Annotated in this window: 16 protein-coding genes; 8 read left to right on the top strand and 8 right to left on the bottom strand. The window is 75.9% G+C overall.

All coding sequences use genetic code 11. From position 1 onward, the window contains the following. Positions 1-115 precede the first annotated feature (115 nt). From AC0OLQ_RS28420 to AC0OLQ_RS28405, 4 genes are read left to right on the top strand one after another with little or no spacing between them, the layout of a single operon-like run. Positions 116-1,756, top strand: coding sequence for a ferric reductase-like transmembrane domain-containing protein (locus AC0OLQ_RS28420; protein WP_484528799.1), 1,641 nt, complete (start codon positions 116-118; stop codon positions 1,754-1,756). Beyond that, positions 1,753-3,216, top strand: a complete 1,464-nt coding sequence (locus AC0OLQ_RS28415; protein ID WP_484528798.1) for an NADH-ubiquinone oxidoreductase-F iron-sulfur binding region domain-containing protein — start codon at positions 1,753-1,755, stop codon at positions 3,214-3,216. Before AC0OLQ_RS28420 ends, AC0OLQ_RS28415 begins: the two co-directional genes overlap by 4 nt. 21 nt (positions 3,217-3,237) lie before the next feature. After that, positions 3,238-3,822, top strand: a complete 585-nt coding sequence (locus tag AC0OLQ_RS28410) for a redoxin domain-containing protein (protein ID WP_484528797.1) — start codon at positions 3,238-3,240, stop codon at positions 3,820-3,822. Next, positions 3,819-4,739 carry a cytochrome c biogenesis CcdA family protein gene (locus AC0OLQ_RS28405; protein WP_484528796.1) on the top strand — a complete coding sequence of 307 codons (921 nt, stop codon included), beginning with the start codon at positions 3,819-3,821 and terminating at the stop codon, positions 4,737-4,739. Before AC0OLQ_RS28410 ends, AC0OLQ_RS28405 begins: the two co-directional genes overlap by 4 nt. Here AC0OLQ_RS28405 and serS read toward each other — a convergent pair. The 4 genes from serS to AC0OLQ_RS28385 all read right to left on the bottom strand — a co-directional run bounded on the left by serS (position 4,723) and on the right by AC0OLQ_RS28385 (position 8,925). Continuing rightward, the gene (gene serS, locus AC0OLQ_RS28400; protein ID WP_484528795.1) at positions 4,723-6,009 is read right to left on the bottom strand and encodes a serine--tRNA ligase; all 1,287 of its coding nucleotides are present in this window, start codon (positions 6,007-6,009) and stop codon (positions 4,723-4,725) included. The two genes, AC0OLQ_RS28405 and serS, sit on opposite strands and share 17 nt — an antisense overlap. Positions 6,010-6,102: 93 nt before the next feature. Continuing rightward, positions 6,103-7,173, bottom strand: coding sequence for a DNA polymerase III subunit beta family protein (locus tag AC0OLQ_RS28395; RefSeq protein ID WP_484532454.1), 1,071 nt, complete (start codon positions 7,171-7,173; stop codon positions 6,103-6,105). Positions 7,174-7,220: 47 nt separating this feature from the next. Further along, entirely contained in the window at positions 7,221-8,396 is a 1,176-nt protein-coding gene (locus AC0OLQ_RS28390) for a saccharopine dehydrogenase family protein (RefSeq protein ID WP_484528794.1), read from the bottom strand. A gap of 100 nt (positions 8,397-8,496) precedes the next feature. Next, positions 8,497-8,925 (bottom strand): hypothetical protein, encoded by a 429-nt coding sequence (locus AC0OLQ_RS28385; protein ID WP_484532453.1) that lies wholly within the window; start codon positions 8,923-8,925, stop codon positions 8,497-8,499. A gap of 172 nt (positions 8,926-9,097) precedes the next feature. On the opposite strand from AC0OLQ_RS28385, the gene AC0OLQ_RS28380 reads away from it, so the two are divergent. Next, positions 9,098-12,028, top strand: coding sequence for a helix-turn-helix transcriptional regulator (locus AC0OLQ_RS28380; RefSeq protein WP_484528793.1), 2,931 nt, complete (start codon positions 9,098-9,100; stop codon positions 12,026-12,028). 7 nt (positions 12,029-12,035) lie between these two features. Here AC0OLQ_RS28380 and AC0OLQ_RS28375 read toward each other — a convergent pair whose 3' ends face one another. Both AC0OLQ_RS28375 and AC0OLQ_RS28370 read right to left on the bottom strand, forming a co-directional pair. Beyond that, positions 12,036-12,587, bottom strand: a complete 552-nt coding sequence (locus tag AC0OLQ_RS28375; RefSeq protein WP_484528792.1) for a DsbA family protein — start codon at positions 12,585-12,587, stop codon at positions 12,036-12,038. Positions 12,588-12,736: 149 nt separating this feature from the next. Further along, entirely contained in the window at positions 12,737-13,414 is a 678-nt protein-coding gene (locus AC0OLQ_RS28370) for a BON domain-containing protein (protein WP_357341406.1), read from the bottom strand. 317 nt (positions 13,415-13,731) lie between these two features. On the opposite strand from AC0OLQ_RS28370, the gene AC0OLQ_RS28365 reads away from it, so the two are divergent. Next, complete coding sequence (locus AC0OLQ_RS28365; protein ID WP_484528791.1) at positions 13,732-16,443, top strand: cellulose binding domain-containing protein; 2,712 nt, start codon at positions 13,732-13,734, stop codon at positions 16,441-16,443. Between the two features lie 62 nt (positions 16,444-16,505). Here the strand turns inward: AC0OLQ_RS28365 and AC0OLQ_RS28360 are convergent, their stop codons facing one another. Next, positions 16,506-16,910 (bottom strand): hypothetical protein, encoded by a 405-nt coding sequence (locus AC0OLQ_RS28360; RefSeq protein WP_357341408.1) that lies wholly within the window; start codon positions 16,908-16,910, stop codon positions 16,506-16,508. 435 nt (positions 16,911-17,345) lie between these two features. On the opposite strand from AC0OLQ_RS28360, the gene AC0OLQ_RS28355 reads away from it, so the two are divergent. Together AC0OLQ_RS28355 and AC0OLQ_RS28350 are read left to right on the top strand one after the other, a co-directional pair. Continuing rightward, positions 17,346-17,705: an STAS domain-containing protein gene (locus tag AC0OLQ_RS28355; protein WP_357341409.1), complete on the top strand. Its 360-nt coding sequence runs from the start codon at positions 17,346-17,348 to the stop codon at positions 17,703-17,705. A 183-nt stretch (positions 17,706-17,888) separates the two neighbouring features. Continuing rightward, a complete protein-coding gene (locus tag AC0OLQ_RS28350; protein WP_357341410.1) occupies positions 17,889-18,341 on the top strand; it encodes an SRPBCC family protein in 453 nt (150 codons plus the stop codon). Position 18,342: 1 nt separating this feature from the next. Here the strand turns inward: AC0OLQ_RS28350 and AC0OLQ_RS28345 are convergent, their stop codons facing one another. Continuing rightward, positions 18,343-18,855 carry a hypothetical protein gene (locus AC0OLQ_RS28345; RefSeq protein ID WP_484528790.1) on the bottom strand — a complete coding sequence of 171 codons (513 nt, stop codon included), beginning with the start codon at positions 18,853-18,855 and terminating at the stop codon, positions 18,343-18,345. Positions 18,856-18,947: the final 92 nt, after the last annotated feature.

The following is an 18,947-nucleotide window of genomic DNA, read 5'->3' as shown; positions in this document are numbered from 1 at the left end:
ACGACGGGCCGAGAAATTCACCACCGGAGGTGATCCGCCCGTGCCGTCCGTCCGTACTGGAGGACGGAGCAGGGGCGGCCGGTGGGGGTGCCGCCGCGAGACGATCGAGGAGCAGATGGCCCGGGCAGAGCAGAACGAGAAGGCGACGACCGTCCGGACCGCCAGCAGCAGCCGAGGTGCCCGGACGATGTCGAAGTCCGCGATGGTGGCGCTCGCCGCGTCCGCCCTCGCCGTCGCGTGGGCCGGCCTCGAACTGGCCGGCGCCGGCACCGTCATGTACTCGTACGGCTTCTTCTTCACCGAGTTCTTCGCCGGGGTGGTCGCCCTGGTCTCGCTCAGCCTCACCGTGATGCTGGGGCTGCTCGCCACCGACCGGCTGGTGCTGCTCACCCGGCACCGGGTGCTGCTCCAGTCCGCGCACCGAGCCACCGGCATCCTCGGCGTGGCCGGGCTGGTCTGCCACGTGATCACCAAGATCTCGATCGGCCGGGCCGGGCCGACCGACGCGGTGGTGCCGTTCCTCGCCGGCCGGGGCCTCTACGTCGGGCTGGGCACCGTCGCCGCGCTGCTGATGGTCGGCGTGCTCTGGACCGGCCTGATTCGGGTCCGGTTCGCCGGCGTCGGCCCGAAGTGGTTCTGGCGCGCGCTGCACTCCATGGCGTACGTCTCCTGGCCGTTCGCGCTGCTGCACGGGCTCAACGCCGGCCGGGCGGCGAAGACCTGGGTGGTGGTGAGCTACCTGGCCTGCGTGCTGCTGGTGGTGATGGCGCTGCTGGTCCGCCTCTCCGTCCACCTCGGCAAGCGCAGCCGGGAGCAGCACCAGGCCGCCGCGCTGAACCAGGCGATGGTCGGCAAGGGGGAGGAGCGCACGGGCCTGTTCGCCGGGCTGACCCGGCGCCGGGCAGCCGGCCGGGACGAGAGCCGCCGGAGCCGCGAGGGCGGCTGGGCGGAAGTCACCGCGACCTGGACCGCGCCCGCCGGCACCGCCCGGCGCCGCGACCCCGAGCGGTTCGCCGTACCCGTGGTGCCGGAGCCCGGGACGCTGCGCGAGCCGGTCCGCGCGGCGGCCGCCCGGCGGCGCGCCGAGGCTCCGGTCTCCCCGGCCCGCCGGCGGGACGCGGAGCCGGCGCCGGCCGCCCGGCGACGCGCAGAGCGCGAGCGGGTGGCCCGCCGTGAGGAGCGCGAGGCGGTGGCCCGGCGCCGCGACGACGAGCGGGTCGGCCGCCGCTACCGGGACGAGGAGGAGCGGACCCCCCGCCGGTCCCGGGTCGACGAGGATGCCGCCGCCCGCTACTCGGCCCCGCCGGAGAGCGGCGGCCGGCACTCGGCCCCGCCGGACACCGGCAGCCGCTACGTGACCCCGGCGGAGGTCGCACGCTACTCGGCTCCGCCGCGCCGGACGGACGAGCCGGAGGAGCCGTGGGACAGCCCGCGCCGCTGGGAGGGCGAGCCGGTCTCCGGCGAGCCGATCTCGGCCGGCCCGATCTCGGGCAGCCCGATCTCGTCGGCGCCGCGCAGCGGCAGTGGCCGGCACAGCGTCGAGGAGGACGTGCCGGACGAGCCGGACTACTGGCGCCCGCCGGCCCGCTACGCCCCCGACGACGCCTTCGTCGACGACACCCCGACCCTGGTCGACCTCGCCTCCCGCCGGGCCATGAAGGCTTCCGGCGAGAGCCGGTCGAGCCGGCGCAAGCGGGCCAACGCGGACGCCGTGGACGGGGCGTACTGGGCCGGGCTGCGGGGTGAGGCGAAGTGATGCGGACGACAGTGCCGCCGGTGGCCTGCGTCGGCGAGCCCCGGCTCACCGCGGGCTTCGCCGAGTTCGGCCGGCTCGACCTGCTGGCCCACGAGGAGGTGCACGGCCCGATCGGGCCGGTGGAGCCGGCCGCCCTGCTCCGGCTCGCCGAGGCGATCGACCTCAAGGGCAAGGGCGGGGCCGGCTTCCCGTTCGCCCGCAAGCTGCGCGCGGTGCTGGAATCGTGCGAGCGGCAGGACCTGGCCGCCGTCGTGGTGGTCAACGCCACCGAGGGCGAGCCGGCGAGCTGGAAGGACAAGGTGCTGCTCACCCGGGCCCCGCACCTCATCCTGGACGGCGCCGCGCTGGCCGCGTACGCGCTGGACGCCGAGGAGATCGTGATCGGGGTGGCCGACGACGTGGGCCGGCCCTCGCTCACCGAGGCGTTGCAGGAGCGGCGGATGCCGGTGCCGACCACCATCGTCACCGTGCCGCACCGGTTCATCTCCGGCGAGGGCGGCGCCCTGGTCAACGGGATCAACGGCCTGCCGCACATCCCGCCGGGCACCAAGAAGCGGTCCAGCGACTCCGGGGTGAGCGGCCTGCCCACCCTGCTCTCCAACGCCGAGACGTACGCCCAGCTCGCGGTCGCCGCCCGGATCGGCCCGTACGAGTACGCCGCGCTCGGCACCGACGACGAGCCGGGCACCGTGCTGCTCACCGTCACCGGGGCGGCCAAGCGGCCCGCCGTGGTGGAGTGCGCGGCCGGCACCCCGCTGCGGGAGATCCTGGAACTCTGCGAGGTGCCCGACAGTCCGGGCATCCTCATGGGCGGCTACCACGGCAAGTGGATCACCCCGGAGGCGGCGGACCGGGCCGAGGTCTCCCGCAAGGGACTCGCCGCGGTCGGCGGCACCCTCGGCGCCGGCATCATCGTCCCGCTGCCCCGCGACACCTGCCCGCTCGGCGAGGCCGCCCAGGTGGTCCGCTACCTGGCCGGCGAGTCCGCCGGGCAGTGCGGCCCGTGCAAGATGGGCCTGCCCGACCTGGCCCGCGCCGTCGACCTGGCGGTCTCCGGCAGCGCACCGATCGAGGTGGTCCGGGCCGCGGCCGGCGACGTGAAGGGGCGCGGCGCGTGCAGCCACCCCGACGGCACGGCCCGGTTCGCGCTCTCCGCCATGGAGGTGTTCGCCGAGGACCTGCGGCTGCACGCCACCGGCGAGGGCTGCGGCAAGCGGGTCAAGGGCGTGATGGGGCTGCCCGGCGCGCCCGACGGCAACCCGCAGAAGCTCACCCTCGACTGGTCCCGCTGCGACGGGCACGGGCTCTGCGCCCACGTGGTGCCGGACTTCATCCGGCTCGACGGCAACGGTTACCCCGCCTTCCCCGCCACCCCCGTGCCGACCTGGCTGCGGCAGGGCGCGCTCAAGGCGGTCAAGGTCTGTCCCGAACTCGCGCTCCGGCTGGTCAAGGCCGAGTAGCCGGACCCAGAGGAGACGCGGATGCCCCCACGTACCGCCCGCCGGCTGGTCACCGCCGCCGTGCTGGCCGCCACGCTGCCCGGCGCGGTGTCCTGCGCGGTCCGGCCGGAGCGGGCCACCCCGGTCGGCGCGGTGGCCGCCGCGTCCACCGCCGCCGCCCCGGCCGGGTCGCCGGCCCCGCCGGTGGTCCCGGCCCGGGTGCCGGAGACGCTGTCGTTCACCGCGAAGACCCTCGACGGTACGGCGTTCTCCGCCGCCGCCCTGGCTGGGAAGCCGGTGGTGCTCTGGTTCTGGGCGCCCTGGTGTGCCACCTGCGCCAGCCAGGCGTGGACGGTCGCCGAGATCGCCCCGAAGTACCGGGACGCCGTGCCGATCGTCGGCGTCGCCGGGCTGGGCGAGCAGCGGGCCATGAAGGAGTTCGTCACCGAGTTCGACCTGGCCGGCACCCCGCAGCTCGACGACCGGTCCGGCGCGCTGTGGCGCCGGTTCGAGGTGGTCGAGCAGAGCACCTTCGTGATCGTGGACCGCGACGGCCGGGTGATCCACCAGGGCTTCCTGGACGGGGAGTCGCTGACCCGGCAGGTCGACGCGCTGGCCCGGGGATGACCGGCGGGCTGCTGCTCGCGCTGACCGCGGGCATGCTCGCCGCGGTCAACCCGTGCGGCTTCGCCATGCTGCCCGCGTACCTGTCGTTGCTGGTCGCCGGCCCCGCCGACGGCCGCGGCGCGGTCGGTCGCGCGCTCACCGCCACGGCCGGGCTGACCATCGGGTACGCGCTGGTCTTCGGCGCCTTCGGGCTGGCCCTGGCGCCGCTGGCGGACTGGCTGCGCCCCCGGCTGCCCTGGCTGACCGTGACCCTCGGCGTGCTGCTGGCGCTGGCCGGCTGCTGGCTGCTCGCCGGCCGGCGGCTGCCCGCCCCGCGCCCGTTCACCCGGGCGCCCCGGCTGACCCGCACCTGGCCGTCCATGGCCCTGTTCGGGGTGGCGTACGCGCTGACCTCGCTGACCTGCTCCATGGCGCCGTTCCTGGCGATCGTGGTGACCAGCCTGCGGGCCGGTTCGGCGCTGCGCGGGCTGGCGCTCTTCGGCGCGTACGCCATCGGGATGGGTCTGGTGGTCGGGGTGGCCGCGCTCGGCGTGGCGCTGCTTCGCGGCCGGTTGGTGGCCCGGCTGCGCGGCGCCGGCGCGTGGGCGCCCCGGCTGAGCGGTCTGGTGCTGCTGGTCGCCGGCGGCTACGTCGCCTGGTACGGCTGGTACGAGGTGCGCCTCGCCCAGGGCCGCCACGACGCCTTCGGCGACCCCGTCGTGCGCGCCGCCGCCCGCGCCCAGCAAACCCTGGCGCACGCGCTGGACACTGCCGGCCCAGCCCTCCTCGCGGCCCTGCTTGCCGGGCTACTGCTCCTGGCCCGCCTGCGCCGCCCCCGCGATCTTGCACTCGTGGCCCCGGCAGAAGCCGCAAGCCGGACTCCTGACGGGCCGGAAGTGCAAGATCGCGGGGCGGGGACGGTCAGCGGAGCGGGGTGAGGCGGTCGGTGCCGAGCTTGTCGCGGAGGACCTCGGGGACCACGACCGAGCCGTCGGGCTGCTGGAACTGCTCCAGGATGGCCGGGAAGAGCCGGCTGGTGGCCAGCGCCGACCCGTTGAGGGTGTGCACGAACCGGGTCTGCTTGCCGCCCGGCTCGCGGTAGCGGATGGCGGCCCGGCGGGCCTGGTAGTCGCCGCCCCAGGAGACCGACGACACCTCCTTGTACTTGCCGGTGCTCGGCATCCAGACCTCGACGTCGAGGGTCTTCTTCATCGCCGCGCTGGAGTCGCCGGCCGCGAGCAGGCTGGTCTGGAAGTGCAGGCCCAGCTTCTCGACCAGGCCCTCGACGTGGCCGACCATGGCCTCCAGCGCCGCGCCCGCCTGCTCCGGCAGGGTGAACTGGAAGATCTCCACCTTGTTGAACTGGTGGCCGCGCACCGTGCCCCGCTCGTCGGAGTGCGAGCCGGCGGCCTCCCGCCGGTAGCACGGCGTGTAGGCGAACGCCTTCAGCGGCAGCTTCCCGGTCTCCAGGATCTCGTCCTGGAACGCGCCGAGGATCGCCGTCTCGGCGGTGGGCAGCAGGAACTGGCCGCGCGGGGCGGACTGCTTGTCCAGGTGGTAGACGTCCTCGTAGAACTTCGGGAACTGGCCGGCCGCGAAGCCGGCGCTGTCGAGCAGCAGGTGCGGCGGGAGCAGGAACTCGTAGCCGGCCTGGATGTTCTGCTCGATCAGCCAGTTGACCAGCGCCCACTCCAGCCGGGCGCCCAGGCCGGTGTACATCCAGAAGCCGGAGCCGCCGAGCTTCACCCCGCGTTCGTGGTCGACCAGGCCGAGCGCCCTGCTCAGCTCCACGTGGTCGCGGACCTTCTCGACGGCCGGCGGCTCGCCGAAGGTGCGCACCACCCGGTTGGCCTCCTTGCCGCCGGCGATCACGTCGTCGGCGGGCAGGTTGGGCAGCTCGCTCATGGTGCCGCGCAGCCGGGACTGCACCTCGTCCAGCTGGGACTCCAGCTCGGCGAGCTGCTTGCGCTCGGCCTCCGGCGCGACCGGCTCCGGCGTGGCGCCGGACCGCTTCGCCTCCGCGTACGCCCGCGCCTCGGCCTTGCGGCGCTGCCGCTCGGCGTCGATCTCCGTGATCAGGGCGCGGCGTTCCTGGTCGAGCCGCTGGATCTCGTCCAGCGCCCGGTTGACCTCGGCGGGATCCAGACGCTTCGCCAGCGCGGTCGCCACCGCCTCGCGATCCTTCCGGATCAACTCCATGTCGAGCATGCTGCTCCGTACGCCTCCGTCCAGGCAGTCAGGTGGGACCCCCAGATGCTACCGTCGCGACCCGTTCCGCCCGCCCCGCACCCGGACGACCGGTCAGAGGCGGACCGGCATGAGGATGGAGAAGACGTCCTCGTCGTCCGGACGGCGCACGGCCAGCGGGGCGATCGGCCCGTCCAGCTCCAGCACGAGCTGGCCCCGGCCGCCGGCGTCGAGGGCGTCGAGCAGGTACTCCCGGTTCACCCCGACCCGCAGGCCGTCCGGGGTGTCGGGCCCGACCACGCTCAGGCCGCCCCGCTCGTCCAGGCCGAGCACGACCACCTCGTGGTCGACCCCCGCGTACTCGCGGAGCAGCACCGGGGCGCCCTCGGCGGTGAGCGCCCGCCGCAGCGCCGCCACGTCGACCGGGATCCGGTGGGCGGGCGCGTCGCCGACCTGCCCGTGCAGCAGCCGGCGATAGTCCGGGAAGTCGTACGGGAGCGCGGCGGCGGTCACCGGCCGGCCGGCCACCGTCACCTCGACCCGGTCCGGGGTCACGGTGACATACGCCTCCGGGGTGATCCCGGCGCCGGTGTCGAGCAGGGCGCGCAGCTCGTCCACCGCGTCCGCCGGGAGCAGCGAGCGCACGGGTGGCCCGTCGACCTTGCCGTCCGCGCGGGCCACGGCCAGCCGGTGCCGGTCGGTGGCGACCAGCCGTACGCCGTCCGGCTCGACCTCCAGCAGCACGGCGGAGAGCACCGGCAGTTCCGGGTCGGCGCCGACGGCGAACCGGACGGCGTCGACGGCGGCGGCCAGGTCGGCGCGGGACAGGATCAGTCGGGTGGTCATGGGGGTCTCCTCCGGATCGATCAGGGTGCGGATCCGGGAGAGCTCACGGCGGGCGTCGGTGAGGCCGTCCTCCAGGCGGCGCAGGTGCGCGTCCAGCAGCCGGTGCACGACCGCCGGCCGGTGCCGGTGCCGCAGCGCCTCGGCGATCCCGGCCAGCGGCATGCCGACCCGGCGCAGCCCGGCGACGAGCCGGGCCGGGTCGACCTGGTCGTCGGTGTACCAGCGGTAGCCGGTCGCCGGGTCCACCAGCGCCGGCTCCAGCACGCCGGAGCGGTCGTAGAACCGCAGGGCGCTCACCGTCAGCCCGCTGGCCCGGGCCAGCTCGCCGATGCTGCGCAGTTCGCTCTCCACGACGCCGGATCCTGGGCCCTCAACCCGGTCGAGGGTCAAGCGCCCAGCACCCGGAACGTGATCCCGGCCCGGACCAGTCGGTCGAGCAGGGCGTCGCCCATGGCGGTCACCGGGGTCACCTGCCCGGCGGTCGCGGGCAGGTCGTCGAGGGCCAGGCAGAGCGCGGACTCGGCGAGCATCTTGGCGGTCTCGTCGTAGCCGGGGTCGCCGCCGGCCACCTCGGTGCGTACGGTCCGGCCGCCGCCGGTGCCGACGAACCGGACGCGGAACCAGGACTTCGCCCGCTGCGCGGCGCTCGGTCCCTGCCCGGAGGAGAGCCGGCCGAGCAGCCAGCGCCGGGTCGGCGGCAGCTTGACCAGCCCGACCACGCCGGCCAGGCCCACCCCGGCGGCCAGCACGGTGGGCAGCCGCTTCACCGCGGCGAAGTGGCGGTAGCGGAAGTCCGGGCCGTACTCCGGGCGCGCCGCCGCCGACCGGCGGACCACCTGCGGGTCGATGGTGGGCAGCGGCACCGCCCACAGCCCGAACTCCTTCACCCGGCCGACCCTGCCGGGCACCGCCCGGACCCGGCGGCCCTCCGGCCGCGGCTCGACCGCCTTACGCGCCTTCGCCGCCCGGCTCATCTCCCCGGTCCGGGAGAACGCGGTCAGCGCCGAGTGGTACGTCCCGGCCGAGAACCGCCCGCCGGCCCGGACGTAGCCGTCCACGGTGACCGGCCCGTCCGTGGGCAGCTGCTTGACCGTGAACCACGCGCCCAGGTCGTGCGGGATCGAGTCGAAGCCGCAGGCGTGCACCAGCCGCGCCCCGGTGCGCACCGCCTCGGCGTGGTGCCGCACGTACATGAGGTCGACGAACTCCGGCTCGCCGGTGATGTCGAGGTAGTCGGTGCCGGCGGCGGCGCACGCCGCGACGAGCGGCTCGCCGTGGTGGATGTACGGGCCGACGGTGCTGGCGACCACCCGGGCGCTCTCCGCTACGGCGCGCAGCGACGCCGGGTCGGTGACGTCGGCGGTGAGCAGGGGCAGCTCGGCCAGGCCCGGGTCGATCGCAACCAGCCGGTCCCGCACCCCGGCCAGCTTGCCCGGGTTGCGTCCGGCCAGCGCCCAGCGCAGCCCGCCCGGGGCGTGCCGGGCCAGGTACTCGGCGGTCAGGCCGCCGGTGAACCCGGTGGCGCCGAAGAGGACGAGGTCGTACGGGCGGTCGTCGCGCATCCGCCGAGTGTGCCATCCCCGGCCGTTCGGCTCACCGGGCGAGGAGCGGCGGAATCGGGTCGTCGGCCCGCTCGCGGGGACGGCGCGGGGACGACCGCCCTCAGCCGGCCGCGCCGGGCAGGTCCAGCCGCGAGCGGTCCGCCCGCAGCACCTCCCCGGTCTCCACCAGCTGCTTCGCCTCCCGCAGCAGCTGGCGCAGGAACCGGCCGGGATCGTCGCCGAGCAGGTGGGCGGCCAGGCCCGGCAATGTCGCCTCGCCGCCGAGCAGGCGGAGCGACAGCTCGGTGCCGCGCCCGCCGGGGGCGGGGCGGGCGGCCAGCTCCACCGCGCCGTCGAGCGGGCGCAGCGGTTCCGGCGAGCGCCCGCGCGGCAGCACCTCCTCGGGCCGGCCGGCCACGGTCACCACCTGCCAGCGTCCGGGCAGTGGGCCGGGCGCGGCCCCGGGCGGCCGCCGCCCGCGCCGGCGTACGAGGACCGGCGCCCCGCCCGCCGCCACGAGGGCGAGGCCGGCGGCGACCAGCCGTCCCATCCGTGCCACCTGCCCCTCCCGTTCGTCGGGGGCTGCCGGGCGGCCGGATCCGTCGCCGGCCGCCCGCGTGCCTCCACCGTGCGGCCGGGGCGGGTGACCCCGGTTCGCCCCGAAGGGGTGAACCCGTCCCGGCCGGGTAACCGCTGCCCGCACCGACCGGGGGAGGGGCCGCATGCCGGAGGAGGCTGACCGCGTCGAGGTCGCCGCGACGCCGACCGACATCAGCGCGGCGACGGACGCCGCCGGCACGCCGGACCTCGCCCCGGGTGGCGCGGGTGCGGCGGTCGGCGGGCCGCCGGGCGGGGGCGGGTCGGCGGGTGGCCTCGGGGTGGTCGGCGCGCCACTGCTGGCGTCCCGGCTGGCGCCGGCCGCGCTGCCCGAGCCGGTCCTGGTCCGGCCGCGGCTGCTGGAGCGGCTCGACCGGGGCGCCGCCGGGCCGGTGACCCTGGTCCTCGCGCCCGCCGGCTGGGGCAAGACCACGCTGCTCGCCGGCTGGGCCCGGGCCGTGCGGGCCGAGCCGCCGCCGGCCTGGCTGACCGTGGAGGAGGGCGACACCGGGGAGCGGCTCTGGGCCTACCTGGCGGCGGCGCTGCGGGCCGCCGCGGAGGGGGTGCCGGACGAGGGCCCCCAGCCGCCGGTGCCGGACGGCCCGCCCCGGCCGGACCAGCTCGAACTGCTCGCCGCGGCGCTCGCCGCCCGGGAGCGGCCGGTGCTGCTGGTCCTCGACGACCTGCACCGGGCGACCGACCCGGCCGCGCTGGCCGGGCTGGAGTTCCTGCTCCGGCACACCGAGGGGCGGCTGCGGCTGGTGGCCGGAGCGCGGACCGACCCGCCGCTGGCCCTGCACCGGTGGCGGCTGGCCGGCGAGCTGACCGAGGTCGGCCCGGCGGAGCTGGCGTTCACCCCCGACGAGGTGGCCGACCTGCTGGTCGCGCACGGGGTGCCGCTGCCGGCCGCGGCGGTGCCCCGCCTGGCCGACCGGACCGGGGGCTGGCCCGCCGGCCTGCGCTTCGCCGCGCTGGCGCTGCGCGCCCAGGCCGACCCGGCCCGCGCGGTCGACCGGTTCGCCGGCGACCAGCCGGACGTCGCCGGGTACCTGCGTGACGAGGTGCTCGCGCCGCTGGAGCCGGCCGCCCGGGACGTGCTCCGCCGCAGCGCGGTGGCCGCCGCGGTCTGTGCCGACCTGGCCGACGCGGTGACCGGGCGGGCCGACGCCGGTCAGGTGCTGGCCGACCTGGCCCGGGAGGGCGGCTTCGTCCAGCAGGACGGGGGCAGCCCGCCCTGGTACCGGTGCCATCCGCTCCTGGCCGACCTGCTCCGCGACGAGCTGGACCGGCTTCCCGCCGACGAGCTGGGTGAGCTGCACCGGCGCGCCGCCGGCTGGTACGCGGGCCACGACCGGCCGGCCGAGGCGCTGCGGCACGCGCTGGCCGGGGGCGAGTGGGACACCGCCACCGAGCTGCTGATCTCCCGCTGGCCCGAGCTGGCGCCGTACGAGCGGGACCGTCCTGCCGCCCCGGCCCCGCCCGAACCGCCGGTCGAGGCGGTGCGCCGGGATCCCGAGCTGGCGCTGGCCGGCGCGGCCGAGCGGGCGTACGCCGGGGACGCCGAGGCGGCCGCGGGACAGCTCCGGCGGGCCGTCGAGCAGGCCCGCGACCTGCCCGCCCCGCGCCGGGACCGGTTCCGGCGGCTGGCCCTGGCGGTGGAGCTGACCCTGGCCCGGCTCGCCGGGGACCACGACGAGGTACGCCGGGCGGCCGAGCGGCTGCTCGCCACCGCCGCCCCGGCCGGCCCGAATGACGATCCGCGCGCCGGGGCCGCGGAGGACGCCGACGTGCGGGCGGTCGCCGGCACCGCGCTCGGGCTGGTGGCGCTGGCCGAGGGGGAGCTGTCCGCGGCCGGCGCCCACTTCACCGAGGCGCTGGCGGCGGCTCGACGGGCGGACCGGCCCCGCACCGAGCTGGTCTGTGCCAGCCGGTCGGCGCTGCTGGACGCGGGGCACGGCGCGCTGCGGGCCGCCGAACGCACCGCCCGGGAGGCGCTGGCCATGTCGCCCTGCGAGGGCTGGTCCTCGCGGCTGGACTGCGGGTACGCGTACCTCGCGCTCGCCCTGGTGGCCTGGGACCGGGACGAGCCGGCGGAGGCCGCGGCGAACCTGACCCTGGCCGGGCCGGCCACCGCGGAGCCGGGCGGGGCGGCGCTGGCCGCGCTCTGCCGGGCCGGGCTGCTGGCTGCCGACGGAGAGCCCGCCGCGGCGCTGCGCGCGCTGGCGGCGGCCCGCGAGGCGGCACCCGGCCCGGAGCTGGTCGCCCGCTTGGTCGCCGACGAGGCCCAGCTGCGTGCCGCCGTCGGCGACCTGGAGAGCGCCCGCGCCCTGCTCGCCGACGCGGGGGCCGGCGCGCCGGACGTCAGGACCACCGCGTCCGACCTGCCGCCCCGCCCGGCCGGCCCGCCGACGGCCGGCGCGGCCGACCGGGAGCCGGGCGGGGCGCGGGAGGCCGGGACCGGCCCGGCGGCCGCCCTGGACGTGGCCCTGGCCCGGGTGCGGCTGCGGGCCGGCGACCCCCGCGCCGCCGGGCGGGCGCTGCCCGACTGGACCGGGCCGGACGCGGATGCCTGGCCGCTGCCGGTCCGGCTCGCCGCCGGGCTGCTCGACGCGGCGCTGACCGGCGCGGCCGGTGACGACCGCCGGGCCGGGCGGATCCTGGAGCAGGTGCTGGACCTGGCCGAACCGGAGGGCTACCGGCGGGTCTTCACCCGCGCCGAGCCGGGGGTGCGCGACCTGCTCGCCGCGCACCTGGACTCCGGCACCGCCCACTGGCCGATGGTGAGCGACCTGGTCCGCGGGGCCGACGAGCGGCGGGCCGACGAGCCACCGGAGCGCCCGGCCGGCCCGGAGCGGACGCTGGACGAGCCGCTCACCGAGCGGGAGCTGACCATCCTGCGCTACCTGCAGAGCATCCTGTCCAACGTGGAGATCGCCAGCGAGCTGTCGCTGTCGGTCAACACGGTGAAGACCCACGTGCGCAACATCTACCGCAAGCTCGACGCGACCCGCCGGCGGGAAGCCGTCCGGCGGGCGCGCGAGCTGCGGCTGATCTGACGGCGGCCTAGGCGGTTGCGGCGGCGTCCACGACGGCCAGCAGCTCGGCCAGGTCGTAGCCGCCGTCGTGCCGCACCTCGTTGACGAAGAGCGTCGGGGTCCCGTTGACCCCGCTGCGAATACCGCCGACGAAGTCCCGCCGGACCCGGTCGGCGTGAGCCTGCCCCGCCACCTCCGCGCCGACCTCCTCGGCCGGCAGCCCGAGCTGTTCGACGCCGAGCGACAGGTGCACCGGGTCGAGCTGGTCCTGGTGCTCGTAGAGCCAGTCGTGCATCTCCCAGAACCGCCCCCGCCGGCCGGCCGCCTCGGCGGCCTCCGCCGCGCTCTCCGCGTAGGGGTGGACGTTGACGATGGGGAAGTGCCGGTAGACCAGCCGGACGGTGTCGGCGCGCTGGCGCAGCACCTCGGCCAGGTTGCGGTACGCGGCCCCGCAGAACCGGCACTGGAAGTCGCCGTACTCCACGAGGGTGACCGGCGCGTCGGCCGGCCCGCGGGCGTGGTCCGTCCCGGTCACCGGAAGACTCAGCCGGGCGGTGGTGACCTGCAGTTGCGTGGTCATCAGGCCACCACCCGCCCATCGGGCGTGGCCGGCAGGGCGAACCCGGGCGCGGGGCGCCCGGGGGTGATCAGCCAGTTCGGATCACTCATGGTTCCCACCCTCGCCCGCGGCGGGGTGAGCCGGGATCACCCGGCCCGGGTGGTCCGGTTTCACCGCCCCACGGTCACGTGGTTGTGCACCTCCCGGATGCCGGGCGCGCTCCACACCACCCGCTCGATCTCCTCGCGCTCGCCGGCCGAGTGGACCAGCCCCTCCAGCAGCACGGTGTCGCCGTGCACCCGGACGCTGATCCCCTCCGCCTCGGTGGCGCGGTTGCGGGCCAGCGCGTCCACGATCCGCTCGGCCAGGTCGCGCCCGTCGGCCCGGGCGCTGGGCCGCACGGTGATGCCGTTGCTCACCCCGCGTACGCCCTTGAGCCGGGCGACCGAGCGCTCGGCGGCGCGGCGCTGGTACTCCCACTCCACCTCGCCGTGCAGGGTGACCCAGCCGTCGGCGACGGTCACGTTGAGGGCCTCGATCGGCACGAACGCGTCCCACTCCAGGGCGCGGCTCGCCGCGGTGGCGATCTCCGGGTCGCTCTTCTCGGCCGAGGTGGCGATCCGGACGGCGAGGTCGTTGGCGACCGCCCGGACCCGGGGCACCCGGTGGGCGGCGCGTTCGGCGGCCCACTTCTTGGCGTAGCTGTCCACCCCGCCGGTCAGCGTCACCACCCCCTCGGTGACGGTCACCCCGATCTCGTTGGGGCGTACCCGGGGTTCCCAGGTCAGCTCGTCCAGGACGGCCGACTGGATCTCCTGGTCGGTACGGGTGGTCGTCGCGGTGGCCATGCTGGCCTCCCCTCCCGGGATCGGTTCGCGGTCCGCCGGGCTCCGCGGCCGGCACGGAGTCCCGCAACTCCGATCCTGTGCGTGTCCCGGGTGACCTGTCCTCACCCGATCCGGGTGGACGACATTCTTGGGAGCGCTTCCAAAGCCGGCAGACAACGGTTAAGGTGAATGTCCCTCGGCTGTGGGAGCCAAGCACGCCGACGGGGAGCCCTGGGCAGCTCCCCGAGATCCCCCCGACGTCGTCAGGGCGCGGTCGTCCGCCGACCGCCACCGCGTCGCTCCCGTTCCACCACCCGGGCAACCGAGAGGAACCGCCCATGCGCAGAAGTCTCGCCGGCGTGGCCGCCGCCGCGCTGGCCGCCGCGGCGGCGGCCGTCGTGCAGCTCGCCGCCGCACCCGCCGCCCCGGCCGCCGCCGCCGCGGCCGAGCCGTACGGCTGGAAGAACGTCCGGATCGACGGCGGCGGCTTCGTCCCCGGCATCATCTTCAACCAGACCGAGAAGAACCTGGTCTACGCGCGCACCGACATCGGCGGGGCGTACCGCTGGGAGCAGTCGACCCGGTCCTGGACGCCGCTGCTGGACTGGGTCGGCGCCGACAGGTGGGGCTGGAACGGCGTGGTCAGCCTCGCCACCGACCCGGTGCAGACCAACCGGGTGTACGCCGCGGTCGGCATGTACACCAACGACTGGGACCCGAACAACGGGGCGATCCTGCGCTCCACCGACAAGGGCGCCACCTGGCAGGCCACCGCGCTGCCGTTCAAGAACGGCGGCAACATGCCCGGCCGCGGCATGGGGGAGCGGCTCGCCGTGGACCCGAACCGGAACAGCATCGTCTACTACGGGGCCGAGGGCGGCAACGGCCTGTGGCGCAGCACCGACTACGGGGTCACCTGGGCCCGGGTGGCCAGCTTCCCCAACGTCGGCAACTACCGGGCCGACGCGAACGACAGCTCCGGCTACCAGAGCCAGAACCAGGGCCTGACCTGGGTCAGCTTCGACAAGAGCACGGGTACGGCGGGCACCGCCACGAAGACCGTCTACGTGGGCGTGGCCGACAAGCAGAATCCGGTCTACCGGAGCACCGACGGCGGCGCCACCTGGGAGCGGGTCCCCGGCCAGCCCACCGGCTACCTGGCCCACAAGGGCGTGGTCGACCCCGTCGGCGGCTACCTCTACATCGCCACCAGCGACACCGGCGGCCCGTACGACGGCGGCAAGGGCGACGTGTGGAAGTTCAACCGGGCCACCGGCGCCTGGACGCAGATCAGCCCGGTCCCGTCGTCCAGCGCCGACGCCTACTTCGGCTACTCCGGGCTGACCATCGACCGGCAGCACCCGAACACCCTGATGGTCGCCACCCAGGTCTCCTGGTGGCCGGACGCCATCTTCTGGCGCAGCACCGACGGCGGCGCCACCTGGACCCGGATCTGGGACTTCGCCGGCTATCCGAATCGCGCGAAGAAGTACACGATGGACATCTCCGCGGTGCCCTGGCTGACCTTCGGCACCAACCCGTCCCCGCCGGAGGAGAGCCCGAAACTGGGCTGGATGAACGAGTCGCTGGAGATCGACCCGTTCGACAGCAACCGGATGATGTACGGCACCGGCGCCACCGTCTACGGCACCACCGACCTGACGAAGTGGGACACCGGCGGCCAGGTCACCATCCGGCCGATGGTCAAGGGGCTGGAGGAGACGGCGGTGCTCGACCTGGTCAGCCCGCCCTCGGGCGCGCCGCTGGTCAGCGCGCTCGGTGACATCGGCGGCTTCCGCCACACCGACCTGGCCGCGGTGCCGCCGACGATGTTCACCCAGCCGATCTTCACGAGCACCACCAGCCTCGACTACGCCGAGACCAAGCCGGCGGTGCTGGTGCGGACCGGCAACTTCACCGACGCGGACCGCCCCAACGACAGCCACGTCGCGTTCTCCACCGACGGCGGGGCGAACTGGTTCCAGGGCACCGAGCCGTCCGGGATCAACAGCGGCGGCACGGTGGCCGCGTCCGCCGACGGCAGCCAGTTCGTCTGGGCGCCGGGCGACCCGGGTCAGCCGGTGGTCCGCTCGGTCGGCTTCGGCACCTCGTGGACCGCCGCGACCGGCATCCCGGCCAACGCGGTCGTCGAGTCCGACCGGGTCGACCCGAACCGGTTCTACGGCGTCAGCGGCGGGCGGTTCTACCTCAGCACCAACGGCGGCGCCGGCTTCACCGCCACCGCGGCGACCGGGCTGCCCAGCACCGGGGTCAAGTTCAAGGCCGTGCCCGGCCGGGAGGGCGACCTGTGGCTGGCCGGCGAGGGCGGGCTGTGGCACTCGACCGACTCCGGCGCGAGCTTCACGAAGCTCGCCGGCGTCACCTCGGCCGTCAACGTGGGCTTCGGCAGGGCCGCCCCCGGGCAGACGTACCCCGCGCTGTTCACCGTGGGCACCATCGACGGCACGCACGGCGTGTACCGCTCGGACAACGCCGGCGCGGCCTGGCTGCGGATCAACGACGACCAGCACCAGTACGGCAACGCGGGCGAGGCGCTCACCGGGGACCCGCGGGTCTACGGCCGGGTCTACCTCGGCACCAACGGCCGGGGCGTCCTGGTCGCGGACCGGCTCGGCGGCACGCCCGGCCCGACGCCCACCTCGGCGAGCCCGACGCCCACGTCCCCGAGCCCGACGCCGACGTCCCCGAGCCCGTCGCCCACCTCGCCCAGCCCGTCGCCGACCGGCGGCGGCTGCGCGGCCACCTACGCGGTGACGAACTCGTGGCCGGGCGGCTTCCAGGGCGAGGTGACGGTGCGCAACTCCGGCACCGCCCCGATCGCCGGGTGGACCGTCGCCTGGACCTTCCCGGACGGCCAGAAGATCACCCAGCTCTGGAACGGGTCGTACACGCAGACCGGGTCGGCCGTGACGGTCCGGGACGCCGGCTGGAACGGCAACCTCGGCGTCGGTGGGGTCACCACCGTGGGCTTCACCGGCACCTACCCGGGCGCCAACCGCGCGCCGACGCTCTCCTGCACCGCCCGCTGACGACTCCGCACACACCACGGTGGCCGTCCCCGACGTCGGGGACGGCCACCGTGGTGTCCGGCTCAGCCGTCCAGGCCGGCGGGGGAGTTGGGGCGGTCGACGTCGACGAACTCGATCTCGTCGACGTCCCGCTCCCGGCTGCCGGCGGCCCGCGCGGCGGTGCCGGCGGCCCAGCCGATCGCCGCGCCAGCCAGCGCCGCGGCGATCAGCAGCGTCCAGGGCAGCGCCGGCCGGCGGCCGGCTAGCGCGTCGAAGGCGAGGCTGGCCCGGCGGCGGGCCTCCTCGGCGGCGGACCCGACCAGGTCGGTCGCGTCGTCGGCGAGGCCGGAGGAGTTGCGGCGGGCCGAGCGGGCGGCGTCCCGCACGCTGTCACCGGCGGAGCCGACGGTGGAGAGCAGGTGCTGCCACGCCTGGTCGGCGACCCGCTCGGGCTTGCTGCGGCGGTCCAGCAGAGTGGATCCGAACATCGTGTTACCTCCTCGGGGGGCCGAAGTCCGGCGGCCGGTTCGGACTTCGGGTCATCCGGCGCGTGACGGTTCGCTCACCGGGGCCAGTGCCCCGGCCGGACCCGGCGCAAACACCCCGGACCGCGCGGGTCGCGGCCGAGCAGGGCGCTCACCGGACGAACCACCCGAACGCGCCGGGGCGGGTGCCACCCGGGCATGCGCCGGCCCGCTACCCTGGGTCGGCGGATCGGGCGGGCTCGTGACCGGTCGACCGACCGGTTGGGACCCGCGCCGCGGGGAAAAAGGGAGACCGAAGGTCCGGATTGGGATGCCCAGGTGTGCCCAGTCCGCGAATTGCTCATCCCGAGGGGTGGCGACCGAGGCCGTCGGAGGAATACTCTCGGTCGCGGCCCGCGTACTGATGAGGCGCCCAGATGGGCGAGTGGAGGTGCTCGCGTGAGCCTGTCGATCGTGAAGTCGGTGCTGTCGGGTGGTGTGGTCCAGATCGCCCCGCGTGGGGAGATCGACGTCGACACCGCGTACGAGGTGCGGGAAGCGATTGCCGAGGTGCTCGCCAAGGGCCGCCCCTCCCGGATCGAGCTCAACATGCGGCTCGTCACCTTCATCGACTCGGTCGGCATCAGCGCCATGGTCGCCGGCTTCCAGACCTGCGAGGTCAGCGGCGTCAAGCTGGTGGTCACCGAGCCGAGCCGGTTCGTGCACCGCCAGCTCTGGGTGACCGGCCTGCTCGGCCTCTTCGGCGCGCCCGAGCCCTGGTTCGCCGACAGCACCCCCGAGGTGCTCCCGGGCGCCTGAGTGGCCCGCCGCTGTTGATCGACTCCAGCTCGCCGCCCTGACGGCGCCGGGGTCGCGCGTGCTCCGCCGGCTTGCCGGTCCGGTGCGGCGCGCCCGGCACGCGGCCAGGGACTTCCGACCCGTTGCCAGCCCGGCTCCGGTACGGGACGATCGTGCGGACCCACGACGGCGAGGGGGTACCGCTTGCTCAGCAGCGACAGCTTCAGCTACACCGTGCAGGCCCGGTGCACCCGGGCGGACGCGGTGGCCCTGCTCGGCGACCTGAGCCGGCAGGGCGAGCTGCATCCGCTGATCGTCCGGGTCCGGCAACTGCCGCCCCGGCCGGGCGCGCTGGCCAGTTACGCGATCACCGACCGGCTCGCGCTCGGCCCGCTGCACTTCCCGGTCACCTACCAGGCCGACGTGCTGATCGCCAACGAGGACGAGGTGGTCACCGTGGCCCGGCAGCAGCCGGCCACCACGGTGCGCAACCACACCCGGCTGCGCGACGAGCCCGACGGAGTGGTGCGGATCGACGTGGAGATCACCCTCTCCGCCCCGGCGCCGCTGTTCGGCTACGCCTTCCGGCAGGCCCGGGCGGCCCACCTCGGGCTGGCCAGCCGACTCGGCGCCACCCTGGAGGGGTCGGCGGCCTGACTCAGCCGGCGCGTCCGGCGGGCACCGGTCGCCGGGCCGCCGGTCGGGCCGGCCGCAGCCGCCCCCACGGCTTGTACGTGGACAGCACCGTGACGACGAGCAGCAGCGTGCTGGAGACGGTCGGCGCGACCACCAGGTCGACGCGCAGGTGGGCGTCGGCCGCCCCGGCCAGCTCACCGAGGTGCCGGACCCGCGGGGTGAGCAGGAGCAGCACGAGCGTGAGCACCACCGTGGTGACGGCGAACTTCACCAGCACCCAGCGCCAGCGCAGCAGCCCCCACGGGGTGAGCAGCGCACTGGCCAGCCCGACCAGCCAGACCACCACGCTCAGCGGGGCGAACAGCCAGGTGACCAGGAGCGCGGCCGCCGGATAGACCACCTCGGGGTCGGCCCCGCGCAGCCCGGCCACGCCGAGGCTGAGCAGCACCAGGTCGGCGCCGAGCCAGCCCAGCGCGGTGACCAGGTGCAGGGTGAGCAGGGCCTTGCGTCCGGCGGGGGAGAGTCGTCTACTCATGCCCCCGATGCTCGGCCGCCGCGGGCGCTGCGTCGTGGGCCGCACGGCGACACCCGGCGTACGTCGTGGGGCGTAGGCCGGGTGTCGCCGGG

The sequence above is a fragment of the Micromonospora sp. Utrum1 genome (assembly GCF_057197805.1).
The sequence above is the reverse complement of the archived record's forward strand: the minus strand, read 5'-3'. Positions and strand labels throughout refer to the sequence as shown.